Origin of the sequence: Montanilutibacter psychrotolerans (assembly GCF_003719825.1) — a bacterium.
In the GTDB taxonomy this organism is placed as follows: domain Bacteria; phylum Pseudomonadota; class Gammaproteobacteria; order Xanthomonadales; family Xanthomonadaceae; genus Montanilutibacter; species Montanilutibacter psychrotolerans.
Genome location: NZ_RIBS01000002.1, coordinates 82,684 through 97,303 on the forward strand (window position 1 = coordinate 82,684; position 14,620 = coordinate 97,303).

14 protein-coding genes are annotated in these 14,620 nt (G+C 69.7%); 13 read left to right on the forward strand and 1 reads right to left on the reverse strand.

The window, feature by feature from the left end; translation table 11 throughout:
• The first annotated feature begins 101 nt into the window (after positions 1-101).
• Together era and recO are read left to right on the forward strand one after the other, a co-directional pair.
• Positions 102-1,010 (forward strand): GTPase Era, encoded by a 909-nt coding sequence (era, locus tag EER27_RS04055; RefSeq protein WP_123086761.1) that lies wholly within the window; start codon positions 102-104, stop codon positions 1,008-1,010.
• A gap of 93 nt (positions 1,011-1,103) precedes the next feature.
• Positions 1,104-1,877, forward strand: coding sequence for a DNA repair protein RecO (gene recO / locus EER27_RS04060; protein ID WP_123086762.1), 774 nt, complete (start codon positions 1,104-1,106; stop codon positions 1,875-1,877).
• A 47-nt stretch (positions 1,878-1,924) separates the two neighbouring features.
• On the opposite strand, the gene EER27_RS04065 is transcribed toward recO, so the two are convergent.
• Positions 1,925-2,740 carry a response regulator gene (locus EER27_RS04065; protein WP_190285639.1) on the reverse strand — a complete coding sequence of 272 codons (816 nt, stop codon included), beginning with the start codon at positions 2,738-2,740 and terminating at the stop codon, positions 1,925-1,927.
• A 33-nt stretch (positions 2,741-2,773) separates the two neighbouring features.
• On the opposite strand from EER27_RS04065, the gene EER27_RS04070 reads away from it, so the two are divergent.
• The 11 genes from EER27_RS04070 (at position 2,774) to EER27_RS04120 (ending at position 14,619) form a co-directional block, all read left to right on the forward strand.
• Positions 2,774-4,801 (forward strand): intermembrane phospholipid transport YdbH family protein, encoded by a 2,028-nt coding sequence (locus tag EER27_RS04070; protein ID WP_123086764.1) that lies wholly within the window; start codon positions 2,774-2,776, stop codon positions 4,799-4,801.
• A 239-nt stretch (positions 4,802-5,040) separates the two neighbouring features.
• Positions 5,041-5,667 (forward strand): YdbL family probable chaperone protein, encoded by a 627-nt coding sequence (locus tag EER27_RS04075; protein WP_123086765.1) that lies wholly within the window; start codon positions 5,041-5,043, stop codon positions 5,665-5,667.
• 142 nt (positions 5,668-5,809) lie between these two features.
• A complete protein-coding gene (gene rlmD, locus EER27_RS04080; protein ID WP_425480817.1) occupies positions 5,810-7,183 on the forward strand; it encodes a 23S rRNA (uracil(1939)-C(5))-methyltransferase RlmD in 1,374 nt (457 codons plus the stop codon).
• Positions 7,184-7,264: 81 nt separating this feature from the next.
• Positions 7,265-7,792: a CYTH domain-containing protein gene (locus EER27_RS04085; protein ID WP_123086766.1), complete on the forward strand. Its 528-nt coding sequence runs from the start codon at positions 7,265-7,267 to the stop codon at positions 7,790-7,792.
• Between the two features lie 50 nt (positions 7,793-7,842).
• Positions 7,843-8,541 carry a DsbA family oxidoreductase gene (locus EER27_RS04090; RefSeq protein WP_123086767.1) on the forward strand — a complete coding sequence of 233 codons (699 nt, stop codon included), beginning with the start codon at positions 7,843-7,845 and terminating at the stop codon, positions 8,539-8,541.
• Between the two features lie 332 nt (positions 8,542-8,873).
• A complete protein-coding gene (nagZ, locus tag EER27_RS04095) occupies positions 8,874-9,869 on the forward strand; it encodes a beta-N-acetylhexosaminidase (protein WP_123086768.1) in 996 nt (331 codons plus the stop codon).
• Positions 9,869-10,423, forward strand: a complete 555-nt coding sequence (locus tag EER27_RS04100) for a hypoxanthine-guanine phosphoribosyltransferase (RefSeq protein WP_123086769.1) — start codon at positions 9,869-9,871, stop codon at positions 10,421-10,423. The genes nagZ and EER27_RS04100 overlap by 1 nt, the downstream gene beginning before the upstream one ends.
• Position 10,424: 1 nt before the next feature.
• Positions 10,425-11,177 carry an S-methyl-5'-thioinosine phosphorylase gene (locus EER27_RS04105; protein ID WP_190285641.1) on the forward strand — a complete coding sequence of 251 codons (753 nt, stop codon included), beginning with the start codon at positions 10,425-10,427 and terminating at the stop codon, positions 11,175-11,177.
• 115 nt (positions 11,178-11,292) lie between these two features.
• Positions 11,293-11,499 carry a cold-shock protein gene (locus EER27_RS04110; protein ID WP_123086770.1) on the forward strand — a complete coding sequence of 69 codons (207 nt, stop codon included), beginning with the start codon at positions 11,293-11,295 and terminating at the stop codon, positions 11,497-11,499.
• 125 nt (positions 11,500-11,624) lie between these two features.
• Entirely contained in the window at positions 11,625-12,878 is a 1,254-nt protein-coding gene (locus EER27_RS04115) for an FAD-dependent oxidoreductase (protein ID WP_123086771.1), read from the forward strand.
• 103 nt (positions 12,879-12,981) lie between these two features.
• Entirely contained in the window at positions 12,982-14,619 is a 1,638-nt protein-coding gene (locus tag EER27_RS04120) for an acyl-CoA dehydrogenase family protein (protein WP_123086772.1), read from the forward strand.
• Position 14,620 lies beyond the last annotated feature (1 nt).

The window sequence follows — 14,620 nt, forward strand, 5'->3', positions numbered from 1 at the left end:
GTACCGACTTCACGCGAGGATGACGCCATCGGCATCCCCGCCCCCAACCACGACGTTCCGCCGGGTTTGCCCCCGGGGCGCGTCACGCGGACAATCCCCGAATGACAACCTCCACCTATCGCACCGGCCACGTTGCCGTGATCGGCCGCCCGAACGTCGGCAAGTCGACCCTGACCAACGCGCTCGTCGGCGCCAAGATCAGCATCGTCTCGCCGCGCCCGCAGACCACCCGCCATCGCCTGCTTGGCATCGCGACCTTCCCCGAAGGCCAGTTGCTGCTGGTCGACACCCCCGGCATCCACCGTGAGCAGGGCAAGTCGTCGGCAACCGCAATGCACCGCTGGATGAACCGCGCCGCCCGGGGCGCCGTCGAGGGCGTCGACGCGGCGGTGCTGGTGGTGCGCGCCGGGCAATGGGACGACGCCGACAGCTTTGCCTACGAGGCCTTGCGTGGCGCCGGCGTGCCGGTGGTGCTGGTGGTCAACCAGGTCGATCGCATGAAGGACAAGACCGTGCTGCTGCCGTACCTGGCCAAGATCAGCGAAGGCCGCGACTTTGCCGGTGTGCACCCGGTGTCGGCGCTCAAGCGCAACGGCCTGGATCCACTGGTGAAGACCCTGCTGGCGCTGATGCCGGTGCAGGAGGCGATGTACGCCGAAGACGAGATCACCGACAAGAGCCAACGTTTCCTCGCCGGCGAGCTGGTGCGCGAGCAGCTCATGCGCCAACTCGGCGAAGAGCTGCCGTACGCCACAACGGTCGAGATCGAGAAATTCGAGGTCGACGGCACGATGTTGCGCATCGGTGCGGTGATCTGGGTCGAGCGCGATGGCCAGAAGGCGATCGTGATCGGCAAGGGCGGCGAGCGGCTGCGCGAGATCGGCAGCAAGTCGCGCATCCAGATGGAGCGGTTGTTCGGCGCCAAGGTGTTCCTGGAAACCTGGGTGCGCGTGCGCGAAGGCTGGTCCGATGATGAAGCCGCACTGCGCGCCTTCGGGTACCACGACTGATCGGGGCCGGTGTGGCCGGCGGCCGGTCGACGCGAACGGCTTGACGATGCCGCCCGCTCCAGCCATCCGTCCTGCGAGCCGCACGCCTGTTCCATGCGCCTGACCGCCGAACCCGCCTTCGTCCTGCACGCCCGTCCGTGGCGCGAGACCAGCCTGCTGGTCGAGGTGCTGAGCGAGCGGCACGGCAGGATGGGGCTGGTCGCACGCGGCGTGCAGGGGCCGAAGCGGCAGGTCCTGCGCGCGGCACTGCAACCCCTGCAATGGATCCGATTCGATGCCGTCCAGCAGGGCGAGCTGGCGCGCCTGGTGTCTGCCGAGGCGCTGGATGCCGCGCCGCGCCTGGTGGGCGACGCGATGCTTGCGGGCTTCTATCTCAATGAACTGACCCTGCGCCTGGCGCCGCGCCAGGACCCGCAGCCGGGTCTGTTCGCCGCCTACGGACGCGCGCGCGCGCGATTGGGCAGCGACGACTCCGTCGCCTGGACCCTGCGGCGGTTCGAGCGCGACCTGCTCGACGAGCTCGGTGTCGGCTTCGAATGGCACTGCGATGGCGACGGCGTCGCCATCGATGCGGCCGCGCGCTACCGCCTCGACCCCGAACACGGTCCGCGTCGATTGCTCATGGACCGCGGCCAGGCCGATCGCGCCGGCGCCGCGACCGGCGCGGGCCTGCTGGCGCTGGGCGCCGACACGCGGCCCGGCGCAGAAGATCTGTCCAGCCTGCGACGCGCGCTGCGCGGCGTGCTGGCCCACCACCTCGGGCCGCGCGGCCTGAAGTCGTGGGAGATGCTCGAATCGCTGGCCAGGGTCACCCCCCGCCGTTTGCCGCCCGCGTCGACCCGCCAGCACGACGACGGCACCGCTTGACGGCAAATCCAGCAGATCCGGTGGCGGCCTCGCGGCGCGCGCAACGGTCAGCGAGCAGCGTTGTCCAGGAGCTCACCGGCGCAGCGCTCGAACGCAGCCAGTCGCGCGCCGTCTTCCGGGTGCTCGCGCAGGGCCTCTACGCAGGCGGCGAGCCGCGCCGCGCCAACAAAACCGCAGCTGGCACTGAGCTTGTGCAACTGGCCTCGCACTGCCGCCACGTCGCCTGAGTTGGCCGCCGTCAGGACCACCTCGCGCGCCTGCGGCAGTTCGTCCAGGAACAATTGGCGCAGGCTGGCGATGTGTTCGCGATTGCCGTTGAGCGCGCGGCTGGCCACCTCGTCGTCCCACACCGGCAATGCCGGCAGGCCGGGTTCGCCGGGTTCGGGGCGGTAGCGCTCGGGGGTGTCGGCAACCGCATCGCCGAGCAGCCGGCGCAATGCGTCGCGTACCGTGGAGGCGGGCAGCGGCTTGACCAGCACCTCGGCGAATCCGGCCGCCAGCAACGCCGCCGTGGAGGAGGCTTCGCGGTCGGCGGTGTGGGCCAGCGCGGGCGTGTGCGGGTGGCGCGCGCGCAGGCGCAGCAGCAGGTCGCTGCCACGGCCGTCGGGCAGCTGCGCGTCGAACATCCACAGCGCGTACTCGCCGTGCGTGGCCAGTTCCAGCGCCGTCGCGACGCTGTCGGCCGTGTCCACCTGGGCGGGCAGCGCCGAGGCGGCAGCAGCCAGGAACGCACTCGTCGTTGCATCGTCTTCGACCAGCAGCAGGCGCGGCACCGCGTCCGTCCCACGCATCGTACCGGCCAGCGCCGCGTTCCCGGTCGATGCAGCCCGGCCGGCGTCGGCATTCGTTGCCTGGTGTTTCATCGTCCTCTCCATTGGTCTGGTTATCCTTCGTCCATGACGCGCACGATGCTACGCCTGCTGTCGACCCTGTTGCTGCCGGTGTTGTTGCCGCTGGCGACGCACGCGCAGGCACGCGTCGTGAGCGCCCGCATCGCGCGCGTGAGCACCGCGGTGGCCACGCTCGATGACGTCCGCGTGCGCCTGCAGTGGCACGAGGGCGCGACCGAGGGCGTGTTGCGCTTGCAGGCCGCCCGCATCGACGCGCCGGACCTGGGCTACCGCTTCGGCGACGTGGACTGGCAATGCCCGTTGCGGCGCGTCGGCAACGGCGGCTGGCACTGCGATGGAGCGGTCCGCGGCGATCGCGGCAAACCGCTGCGCCTGTCGTTGGCGATTGGCGTGGCGGACACGCACGCGCGGTTGTCACGTGGCGACGCCGTCATCGGACTGCACCGCGATGCCGCGACACCGGACCTGACCCGCATCGACCTGCGCCAGGTTCCGATCGCCTGGAGCGCCGCATTGCTGGCCAAGGCCTGGCCGGAGGCCCGCCTCAAGCAGGGACGCGTCGACGCCACCCTGGCCATCACCGCCGCGACCGACCGGCCGGTGCGAGTCACCGGGCCCCTGTCCGTGCAGGCGCTTGGTCTGGACACACCCGATGGTGCGGTTGCCGCCGAAAACGTTTCGGCCAGACTGCAGCTGGACATGCAACTGGGCGAGCGGACCCACGCGGCGCTGCGTGGCCACCTGGTGGGCGGCGAACTGCTGTTTGGCAACACCTACGTGTCGTTGCAGCAGCGATCGGTGGCGGTGGCGCTCGAGGCGGCGCGCGGTGGCAGTGGCGGTTGGTCGCTGCCGCACTTCGCCTGGCGCGACGAAGAGATCCTCGCCCTGTCCGGCAGCGCCGCGCTGGGCGCCGACGGCAGCCTGCGCGCGTTGGAACTGCACGCGCGCAGCGGCAACCTGCAGCCCCTGCGCGACGGCTACCTCTCCGGTTGGCTTGGCCTGGCGGGCCTGGGCGATCTCGAACTGCGCGGCAGGCTCGAGGCCGACCTGCACCTGGTCGACGGCGCGTTGCGTTCTGCCGACGCCCGGTTGCAGGCGCTGGGAATCAGCGATCCACAGCATCGATTCGGCTTCGACGGGCTCGACGGAGACCTGCGTTTCTCGTCCACCACCGCCGTCGAAAGCGCATTGCAGTGGCAAGGGGGCGAGCTCTACGGCCTCGCGTTCGGCGCCGCGCGGTTGCCGTTTTCCAGCAGCCAGGGCGAGTTGCGCCTGCGCGAGCCGGTGGCGTTTCCGATCCTCGGTGGGCGTGCCGGCTTCGATCACCTGCGCATCCGTCCTCCCGCCGACGGCCATCCGTTCGAGGTTGGCTTCGGGCTCGCGCTCGATCGGCTCGACGTCGGGCAACTGGCCAAGGCGCTGGAGTGGCCCGCATTCGGCGGCGAGCTCAGCGGTCGCATTCCCCAGGCGCGCTACGCCAACGACCGCCTCGAGTTCGAGGGCGGCTTTGACATGCAGGTCTTCGATGGCCGCGTGGCGGTGTCGTCGCTGGCGATGGAGCGGCCATTCGGCACGGCACCGACGTTGTCGGCGGACATCTCGCTGGACGATCTCGACATGGAAGCGCTGACCGGCGCTTTCGATTTCGGCTCGATCACCGGACGCCTCGACGGTCGCATCGACGCACTACGACTGGTCGACTGGACGCCCGTCGCGTTCGACGCGCAACTGCACAGCCAGCGCCACGACGGCGTGCGCCAGCGCATCAGCCAGCGCGCCGTGCAGGACCTGTCGAGCGTCGGCGACGCCTCGTTCGCCAACAGTCTGCAATCGCAACTGATCGGGCTGTTCGACGACTTTGGCTATTCGCGATTGGGCATCGCCTGTCGGTTGGCTGACGAGGTGTGCCAGATGGACGGCATCGGTTCAGCCGGGCAGGGCTTCATTATCGTGGACGGCTCAGGCATTCCGAGGCTGCGGGTGGTGGGTTTTAACCGCCGCGTCGACTGGCCGACCCTGCTCGAGCGCCTCGCGGCGGTGGGCAGCGGTGACGTCAAGCCGGTGTTCGACTAGCGGCACGTGCTGGGCGCGACATTTGAAGTCGATTCGTCGAGGACGGTTCATCGACGGCGATTCATCGGTGGTGATTGATCGGTAGTGTTTGATCGAGGGCAGTGGAGTCGAGTTAAGGTAGCGCCCGCGTGCGAATCCTTCGCGGCGTGGACGGATCGCAAACCCGCGGACGGATCCTTGAACCAGCGCGCGACATGCGCACAACCGCGCACAGTTGCGCGAACAACGGGAGAAACACCATGCGTCGTTGGATGGGATTGCCGATCGCCGCCGTGATGCTGACGGCGTGCGTCACGATCAACGTGTACTTCCCGGCCGCCGAGGCCAAGGAAGCCGCCAAGGAATTCGTCGAGAAGGTGATCGGCGATGAAGCCACCACCCCGGCGACCGAACCCGCGCCGTCTTCGGGCGGGCCAAGCGCCTCGCTGCAACACGCTCCCACGCGCCAGCTCGCCCTGCGCATCGACTGGCTGTCGCTGGTGGGTATCGGCACCGCGCACGCGCAGGGGCAGCCCGACATCACCATCAAGACGCCGGCCATCCAGGCAATTCAGGCACGCATGGCCGGGCGGTTCGACGCGCAGCTGCGTGCGGGCTTCGACGCCGGCGCGCTTGGCTTCGGCCGCGACGGCACGATCGTGGTGCGTGATGCCGCCAAGCTCGCGCTGAAGGATCGCGTTGCGGTCAACAGCGCCGTCGCCGACGACAACCGCGATCGCAAGGCGGTGTACCGCGAAGTCGCGGTCGCCAACGGCCACCCCGAGTGGGAGTCGCAGATCCGCGACGTGTTTGCCCGCCAGTGGGTCGCCAGCGCCCGAGCCGGCTGGTACTACCAGGACGCCGCTGGCACCTGGAAGCAGAAGTAGTCCACTTTTCGGGACTCGGGACTCGGGACTCGAACCCCGAGTCCCGGAATTCGTTTCCCGCTTCCCGAACCCCGAACCCCGAACCCCGAACCCCGAACCCCGAGTCCCGAGTCCCGAGTCCCGAGTCCCGATCCAACCGCTTCTGTCACAATGCGCGCCCCCTGAATCACCGCTAGCAGCCGTGGCCCGCAACCGTATCGACCAGACCCCCTTCGAAGCCGACATCACCGGCATGACCCATGACGGCCGCGGCGTTGCGCGGCGTGCCGACGGAAAGGCGGTGTTCGTCGCCGGAGCGCTGCCTGGCGAGCGGGTGATGGCCAGCCAGACCGGCCGCCACAAGAGTTTCGACGAGGCGCGTACCGTCGAGGTGCTGCAGGCCGCTCCCGAACGCGTGAGCCCGCGCTGCCCGCATTTCGGCGTGTGCAGCGGCTGCGCATTGCAGCACTACGACGAATCGCAGCAGATCGTCGCCAAGCAGCGGGTGCTGATCGAGAACCTGGAGCGCATCGGCCACGTGACGCCCGAGCGCGTGCTCGCGCCGCTGACCGACGCCGCCTGGGGCTACCGCCGCAAGGGCCGGTTCTCGGTGCGACGCGTCGAGAAAAAGGACAAGACCCTGGTCGGGTTCCGCGAGACCGACCCGCGCTTCGTGGCCGACATCGGCGAGTGCCACACCGTCATCCCGCAGATCGGCGAGCGCATCGGCGCACTGTCGCAGCTGGTCGATGGCCTCGATGGCCGCCGCGACATTCCGCAGATCGAGTTCATCGCCGGCGACCCCACGCCGGACTTCAGCGGCATCGCGCTGACCTTCCGCCACCTGGCGCCGCTGTCCCAGGCCGATCGCGACGCGCTGGTCGCGTTCGGGCAGCAGCACGATTTCGCGATCTACCTGCAGCCCGGTGGCGTCGACAGCGTGCACCCGCTGTGGCCGGCCGAACCCACGCTGGCCTTCGCCTTGCCGCAGTGGGACCTCCGGTTTGCATTCCGTCCGCTGGACTTCATCCAGGTCAACGCCGGCCTCAACGGCAAGATGATCCAGTCCGCGCTCGACCTGCTCGACGCCGGCCCCGACGACCGGGTGCTCGATCTGTTCTGCGGCCTGGGCAACTTCACCCTGCCGCTGGCGCGCCAAGTGCGCGAAGTGGTCGGCGTGGAAGGCGAGGCCGGCCTGGTGCAGCGCGCGCGCGACAATGCCGCTGCCAACGGCATCGCCAACGCGCAGTTCCATGCTGCTGACCTGGGCAAGGACCTGTCCACCCAGCCGTGGATGGGCGAGGGCTTCGACCGACTGCTGCTGGATCCGCCGCGTTCGGGCGCGGATTTCGTGCTGACCCAGCTGCCGCTCAAGCAGTTCAAGCGCATCGTGTACGTGAGCTGCCATCCGGCGTCGCTGGCGCGCGATGCGGGTTACCTGGTCAACGAGCGCGGCTGGAAGCTCAAGGCCGCCGGCGTGATGGACATGTTCCCGCACACCGCGCACGTGGAATCGATCGCGGTGTTCGAGCCGTAGGCAACCGTCCGCGTTGATGCCTGTCGCGCGACGGGTGCGATGGAACCTGCCGGCCGTGCCGCCGGCGCTGGAGAAAATGCAATGCCCATCGAGATCGAACGCAAGTTCCTGGTCACCGGCGACGGCTGGCGTGCTGCGGCGCGCGAGGTCGTGCCGATGGCGCAGGGCTACCTCAACGACCTGGCGAGCATGGACAGCGGTGCGATGAAGGCCTCGGTGCGCGTGCGCATCGCCGGCGACGCGGCGTACCTGAATTTCAAGTCGCGCGAGCTGGGCCACACGCGCCAGGAGTTCGAGTATCCGATTCCGGTTGCTGACGCACGCGCGCTGCTGGCGCTCAGTGTCGGCGGGCTGGTCGACAAGCGACGGCACCTGGTCGAGTTCGAAGGCCACCTGTGGGAGGTCGACGAATTCCTCGGCGACAACGCCGGACTGGTGGTGGCCGAGATCGAACTGGCGTCGGCCGACGAGGTATTCGCGCTGCCGCCGTGGATTGGCGCTGAAGTCACCGACGCCGCCCGCTACTACAACCTGGCGCTGGCCAGCCGCCCGTACGTGCAATGGAGCCCGAACGAGCGCGCCGGCACGCCCGGCGCCGCGGTTGACTGAGGGCGCCCGCGCCCCCACCTCCCGTCGATAGCCACACGACGGAACCCCCCATGCGCATCGACATCTGGTCCGACCTGGTCTGCCCCTGGTGCTGGATCGGCAAACATCGCCTGCAGGCCGCGCTGGACCAACTCGGACAGGCCGGCACGTCGGTCGACATCCACTGGCACGCGTTCCAGCTCGACCCCGACAGCGACGAAACCCCCGTGCCGCTGCGCGAGGCCTACGTGCGCAAGTTCGGTGGCATCGAGCGCACCGAGCAGATTCTTGCCAGCACCCAGGCCACCGGCCGGGCGGAAGGGTTGCCGTTCGATTTCGACCGTGGCCAGGTGCGTGTCAACACACTCAAGGCGCATCGCCTGGTGTGGCTGGCCGGTCGCGAGGGCGATGCCGGCGCGGTGGGCGAAGCGTTGTTCCGCGCGCATTTCGCGCACGGCCGCAATCTCGCCGATACGCAGGTGCTGGTGGAGGCGGGCATCGCCGGTGGTCTGGACGAAGCGCGCGTGCGCGCGATGCTGGCGTCGGACGAAGGCATCGCCGAGGTGCAGGCGCAGCTTGGCCAGGCACGCGCGCTGGGCATCACCGCGGTGCCGACGTTCATCATCGACGGCCGCGTTGGCGTGCAGGGCGGTCAGCCACCGCAGGCGTTTCTCGAGATCTTCGCGAAGCTGGGCCTGACCGTGCCGGCGATCGACGCCGCGCAAGCCGCTTCGGGCGATGCGTGCGGCCCCACCGGCTGCGCGGTCTGAACGACCCCGCCCCGCGCCCGCGGTCGCCCTGTGGCGGCGGGTGCGTCGCTCGCAGCGCATGAGCGACCGCGGCAGCTGACCTCATCGCCGGAACCGCGCTGACTGAACGCGCGGTTCGACCGTCGCCGCTACGGCGGCGTCGTGGCACCGCCTGTGGTGCCGATCGTCGCCAGCCCGATCACAGCCGGTCCGATCGCCGGCCGGTCCGATCGCCAGGCAGCCCGACGCCAGCCCGCCCGATCGCCAGCCGGGCTGCGCCCGCCGCGCCATCTGGGCGACAATGCCGGTCCGCGCCCAACGGCGTGTCACTCGACAGAACCGGAGTCCCCCGCATGCTCGTGATCGGCGTAGCCGGCACCGAACTCACCGCGCAGGAGCGCGACTGGCTGCAGCACGATGCCTGCGCCGGCGTGATCCTGTTCACCCGAAACTTCGCGTCCAAGGCGCAGGTCACTGAACTGTCGCAGGCCATCCGCGAGGCCGCGTCGCGCCCGCAGCTGATCTGCGTGGACCAGGAAGGCGGTCGCGTGCAGCGCTTCCGCGAGGGCTACAGCGCATTGCCGCCGCTGGAAGGCTTTGACGCGCGGTTTGCCAACGACCCGCAGGGCGCACTCGCGCTCGCGCAGGAGCATGCCTGGCTGATGGCCAGCGAGATCCGCGCGACCGGCATCGACCTCAGCTTCGCTCCCGTGGTCGACCTGGGCCGCGGCAACCTGGCAATCGGCAATCGCGCGTTCTCCGCCGATCCGCACGTGGTCGCGCAGTTCACGCGCGCCTACGTGCAGGGCATGCATTCGGCCGGCATGGCGGCCACCCTCAAGCACTTCCCGGGTCACGGCTCGGTGCTGGAGGACACGCATTTCGACGATGCGGTCGATCCGCGTCCGCTGGACGAGATTCGCGCGCTCGACCTGGTTCCCTTTGTCGCCGGCATCGAGGCCAAGGCCGACGCGGTGATGATGGCGCACGTGGCGTACCCGGCCGTGGCGCCGGAGCCGGCGGGTTATTCGAAGGTCTGGATCGAGGACATCCTGCGCAAGGAAATGGGCTTCCGCGGCGTGGTGTTCAGCGACGACATCGGCATGGCGGCGGCGTTCTCGGCCGGCGGCATCAAGGCGCGCGTCGACCTGCACCTGGATGCCGGCTGCGACGTCGTGCTGGTCTGTCACCCGGAGCTGGTGGAGGAGTCGTTGGGCGCCATCAAGGACCGCAAGCTCAACACCATGGCCCTGGCGGGCCTGCTCGGCCGCGGTCCGATGGGCTGGGATGGCCTGCTGGCCGACGCGCGATACGGCAACACCCGCGGCCGCATCGAAGGGCTGGCGTGATGGAGCGCCCGGAACTCGCGGCCGCACTGGCCAACGCTGAAATCGTCGTCGACCGCTTCGCCATCGAAGCGGGCGTCATCGCGATGGCGCGCGCCATCCACGCCGACTACATCGGCAGCGTACCGGTCTACCTCACCGTCATGCACGGTGGCATGCCGTTCGCGTCGCTGCTGGCGATGGAGCTTGGCGCGCTCGGCCTGGACCTGGAATTCGATTACCTGCATGCCACGCGTTATCGCGGCCAGACCACCGGCAGCGAACTGGTGTGGAAGCACCGCCCGGCGACATCGCTCCAGGGGCGCCGGGTGATCCTTGCCGACGACATCGTCGACGAGGGCCACACGCTGGCCGCGGTGCGCGCCTGGTGCAAGGAGCAGGGGGCGACCGAGGTGCGCATCGCCGCGTTGTCGGTGAAGCAGCACGATCGCTGCGTTGCGGGGCTGTGCGCGGACTACGTGGCGGTGGATGTGCCCGATCGCTACGTGTTCGGCTATGGCATGGACTACCACGAGCAGGGCCGCAACCTGCCCGACATCTACGCGTTGAAGGATTGAGATGAGAGACATCGAACTGGCCATCATCGGCGGCACCGGCCTCTACCAGCTGGCGCAACTCCAGGACGTCGAGAGTCACCAGCCGGTCACGCGCTACGGCGCGCCGTCCGGGCCGGTGCGCGTGGGCATGCTGGCCGGGCGTCGTGTCGCGTTCCTCGCCCGTCATGGCGAAGGCCATTCGATGCCGCCGCACCGGGTCAACTACCGCGCCAACCTGGCCGCACTGCAGGCGCTGGGCGCCACGCGCGTACTCGCGCTCAACACCGTCGGCGGAATCAGCACCGCGTTCGCGCCGCGCGCGCTGGGCTGCCCCGATCAGCTGATCGACTACACCTGGGGCCGCGTCTCGACGATCTGCGAGGAGCCGGGCACCGAGGTGCTGCACGTGGACTTTGGCGAGCCGTATTCGCGCAGCCTGCGTGCGGCGGTACTGGCCGCAGCCAAGAAGGCCGGCGTTCCGGTGGCCGATGGCGGTTGCTATGGCGCCACCCAGGGCCCGCGCCTGGAGACCCGCGCCGAGATCACGCGCATGCGCCGCGACGGCTGCGACCTGGTCGGCATGACCGGCATGCCTGAGGCCGGCATCGCGCGCGAACTCGGCCTCGAGTACGCCTGCCTGGCGATCGTCGCCAACTGGGCCGCCGGCGCTGGGCCCGACCCGGACGAGGTGATCACGCTGCAGGACGTGCTCGACAACGTGGCCGTGGCATCGGCCAAGTTGCCGTCGCTGTTGGGCGCGCTGCTGGAGGGGTGACCGCGCGAGGCGCGTGGCGATTGTCAACGCCCCGTTCAGTTTGCATACTCGCCCGGCGTCTGGCGGCCCAAAGCGCCGGCGCCATCACCGCACCCAGCATGAGGTCAATAAGGATATGCAGTACGGCACCGTGAAATGGTTCAACGACGCCAAGGGCTTCGGCTTCATCTCGCCAGAGGATGGCAGCGCGGATGTATTCGTGCATTTCTCTGCGATCGCAGCAAAGGGTTTCCGCAGCCTCCAGGAAGGCCAGCGTGTCAGCTACCAGCTGACGCAGGGCCCGAAGGGCGCGCAAGCGTCCGAAGTCGCACCGGCGGCCTGACCCGTCGACACCTGCGTGGCGGTCCGGGCCTGCCGGGCCGGCAAGATCCAGGGTCTGGGGCCCCGCTACGGCGGGGCCTTTTTTTCATGCCGCCGATGGCGACGTCGTACGGAAGGGTCGCGAGGATGAGCAAACCCATGCGGATCGGGATCGTAGGCTACGGCACCGGCGGCCAGGCCGCGGCGTTGCTGCTCGGGCGCGATGGCCATTCGGTGGACGTGTTCGAGCAGGCACCGGCGCCGGGCCCGGTGGGCGCAGGCTTCATGTTGCAGCCGATCGGGCTGGAGGTGCTGTGGGAGCTGGGGCTGCTCGATGACGTGCTTGCCCATGGCGCCCGTGTCGGACGCCTGTACGGCGAAACCTGCCGCGGCCGCGCGGTCATGGACATGCGCTATCGCGAACTCGACGGACGCCTGTTCGGGCTGGGCCTGCAGCGCGGCGCGTTGTTCGGGCTACTCGACGATGCCTGGCGCGAAGGTCGCAGCGTCCACGTCGGTTGTCGCATCGTCGCGGTCGACGCGGAGCGTGGATGGGTCGAGGACGCCGACGGCCAGCGGCACGGCCCGTTCGATCTGGTGATCGTTGCCGACGGCGCGGCCTCGCGCCTACGCGGCCAGGTGGCTGCACCGCGGATCGATCGGCCCTACCCGTGGGGCGCGCAGTGGTGCCTGGTGGAGCAGGGCGACTGGGCCTGGCCGGGGGAGTTGCAGCAGCGCTACGTCGGCGCGCGCCGCATGATCGGCATGCTGCCGGTTGGCACGCGTCCCGGCGATCCGGTGCCGCGATTGAGCTTCTTCTGGAGCGTGCCGGCCTGCCAGCTGCAGCACGAGGGCATCGACCCGACGCGATGGCGCGACGACGTGCGCGCCGTCTGGGCCGACGCCGCCGATCGCCTCCACAACACGCCGGTGCCGCACGGCCTGGCACAGGCGCGCTACCGCGACGCGGTGACGCGCGACTGGCATCGTGGCCGCGCTGTGCTGCTGGGCGATGCCGCGCACGCGATGAGCCCGCAACTGGGCCAGGGCGTCAACATGGCGTTGCTCGATGCACGGGCGCTGCGCGATGCGCTGCGCCAGCACGCCGCGTTGCCCGAGGCGCTGGACGCGTTCCAGCGCGGCAGGCAACAGCACGTCGGCATCTACCATTTCTGGAGTCGCTGGCTGACGCCACTTTTCCAGTCCGAGCACGACCGGATCGCCGCCTGTCGCGATCTGGTTTTCCACCCGATGTCGCGTGTGCCCGGCGGGCGAGGGCAGATGCTGCGCGTGCTGACCGGCACGCGCAGCGGCTGGTTCGGCACCCTGCGCCTGGCGCCGGAGTTCCTTGAGGCACTGGACGGCTCCAGGACGATGCACGGGGACCTGGTCGCCGGTTGACGCGTGTGTGTGATGCGGTGCGCTGTCGTCTCGCATCGCAGGACGTGCGGGTCGATTCCCCCGCGTGGCGGGGCACTATGCTGGGACCAGGAGGGACCCGCCCATGACCACCACGCCGTTCGCCACGCACCAGGTGAACAACCAGCCGCCGGAATTCGCACCGCGCAGCCTGTTTGCCGATGACCGGGCGTTGCGCGATGCCATCGCGCGCGATGGCGCCGACGAATGGCGACCGCACCTGGAACGCTACGGCGCACTGGCCGGCGACGCGATCTACGCGCAGTCGTTCGATGCGCACCGCGACCGCCCGCGACTGCGCACGCACGATCGCCACGGACGCCGCATCGACGTGGTCGAGTTCCACCCGAACTACCACGCGATCATGCGCTCGGCGATCGAACACGGTGTGGCCGGTCTGTCGTGGTCGCAGCCGCGGCCCGGCGCGCACGTCGCGCGTGCGGCGTTGAGCTATCTGCATCATCAGGTCGAACCGGGCAGCAGTTGCCCGCTCACGATGACCCATGCCGCGGTGCCGGTGCTTGCGCGCGAGCCAGCGCTGTCGCATTGGCGCGACAAGGCCGCCGCGCCGCACTACGACCCGCGCAATGTGCCGATCGACGACAAGCCCGGCGTCACCCTGGGCATGGGCATGACCGAGAAGCAGGGCGGCAGCGACGTGCGGGCCAACACCACGGTGGCCACGCCGTTGGCGACCGAGGGCGAGTACGAACTGGTTGGCCACAAGTGGTTCTTCTCGGCGCCGATGTCCGATGGCTTCCTGGTGCTGGCGCAGGCGCCCGGTGGCCTGGGATGCTTCCTGTTGCCGCGCTGGCGGCCCGACGGCAGCCGCAATGCATTCACGCTGATGCGCCTGAAGGACAAGCTCGGCGACTGGTCCAACGCGTCGTCCGAGGTCGAGTTCACGGGCGCCTGGGCACGGCGCATCGGCGACGAGGGACGCGGCGTGGCGACGGTGCTCGAGATGGTCATGCTCACCCGGCTCGACTGCATGCTCGGTTCCTCGGCGCAGATGCGCATGGCGCTGGCGCAGGCGATCCACCACGCCCGTCACCGGCAGGCGTTCGGCAAGCCGCTGCTCGCGCACGCGCTGATGCGCAACGTGCTTGCCGACCTGGCGCTGGAAGCCGAGGCCGCCATCGTGCTGTCGATGCGTGTGGCGCGCGCGGTCGACGCCGCGCCCCACGATGCCGGTGCTGCCGCGTTCGCGCGTGTGGCCACCGCGATCGGCAAGTACTGGATCTGCAAGCGTTCGCCGGTGTTCGTGAACGAGGCCCAGGAGTGCCTTGGTGGCGCCGGCTACGTCGAGGAGTCGATGCTGCCGCGGATCTACCGTCAGGCGCCGCTCAACTCCATCTGGGAAGGCAGCGGCAACATCCAGTGCCTGGACGTGCTGCGTGCGCTGGCGCGCGAGCCGGCCAGTGCGACGGCGCTGGTCGACGAGTTGGCGTTCGCTGCCGGTATCCACCCGCTCTGCGCCAAGGCGTTGGCGGCGCTGCGTCCGGTACTCGATGGCAGCCAGTTGCCCGAGGAGGGCCAGGCGCGGGTGCTGGTCGAGCGGCTGGCGTTGGCCCTGCAGGCGGCGGCGTTGCTGCGCGCCGACAGCCCGATGGCCGAGGCCTACTGCCTCAGTCGCCTGGCCGACGGGCGCGGCGCGACTTTCGGCACCTTGGCAGCGGGGCTGGCGGACGCGGCGTGGATCGAGCGCGCGTTGCCGGCGTAGG

What these genes read in the sequence shown, in the direction of transcription:
- era (WP_123086761.1), top strand. Translation starts at nt 102, where the DNA reads ATGACAACCTCCACCTATCGCACCGGCCACGTTGCCGTGATCGGCCGC.
- recO (WP_123086762.1), top strand. Translation starts at nt 1,104, where the DNA reads ATGCGCCTGACCGCCGAACCCGCCTTCGTCCTGCACGCCCGTCCGTGG.
- EER27_RS04065 (WP_190285639.1), bottom strand. Translation starts at nt 2,740, where the DNA reads ATGAAACACCAGGCAACGAATGCCGACGCCGGCCGGGCTGCATCGACC.
- EER27_RS04070 (WP_123086764.1), top strand. Translation starts at nt 2,774, where the DNA reads ATGACGCGCACGATGCTACGCCTGCTGTCGACCCTGTTGCTGCCGGTG.
- EER27_RS04075 (WP_123086765.1), top strand. Translation starts at nt 5,041, where the DNA reads ATGCGTCGTTGGATGGGATTGCCGATCGCCGCCGTGATGCTGACGGCG.
- EER27_RS04085 (WP_123086766.1), top strand. Translation starts at nt 7,265, where the DNA reads ATGCCCATCGAGATCGAACGCAAGTTCCTGGTCACCGGCGACGGCTGG.
- EER27_RS04090 (WP_123086767.1), top strand. Translation starts at nt 7,843, where the DNA reads ATGCGCATCGACATCTGGTCCGACCTGGTCTGCCCCTGGTGCTGGATC.
- nagZ (WP_123086768.1), top strand. Translation starts at nt 8,874, where the DNA reads ATGCTCGTGATCGGCGTAGCCGGCACCGAACTCACCGCGCAGGAGCGC.
- EER27_RS04100 (WP_123086769.1), top strand. Translation starts at nt 9,869, where the DNA reads ATGGAGCGCCCGGAACTCGCGGCCGCACTGGCCAACGCTGAAATCGTC.
- EER27_RS04105 (WP_190285641.1), top strand. Translation starts at nt 10,425, where the DNA reads ATGAGAGACATCGAACTGGCCATCATCGGCGGCACCGGCCTCTACCAG.
- EER27_RS04110 (WP_123086770.1), top strand. Translation starts at nt 11,293, where the DNA reads ATGCAGTACGGCACCGTGAAATGGTTCAACGACGCCAAGGGCTTCGGC.
- EER27_RS04115 (WP_123086771.1), top strand. Translation starts at nt 11,625, where the DNA reads ATGAGCAAACCCATGCGGATCGGGATCGTAGGCTACGGCACCGGCGGC.
- EER27_RS04120 (WP_123086772.1), top strand. Translation starts at nt 12,982, where the DNA reads ATGACCACCACGCCGTTCGCCACGCACCAGGTGAACAACCAGCCGCCG.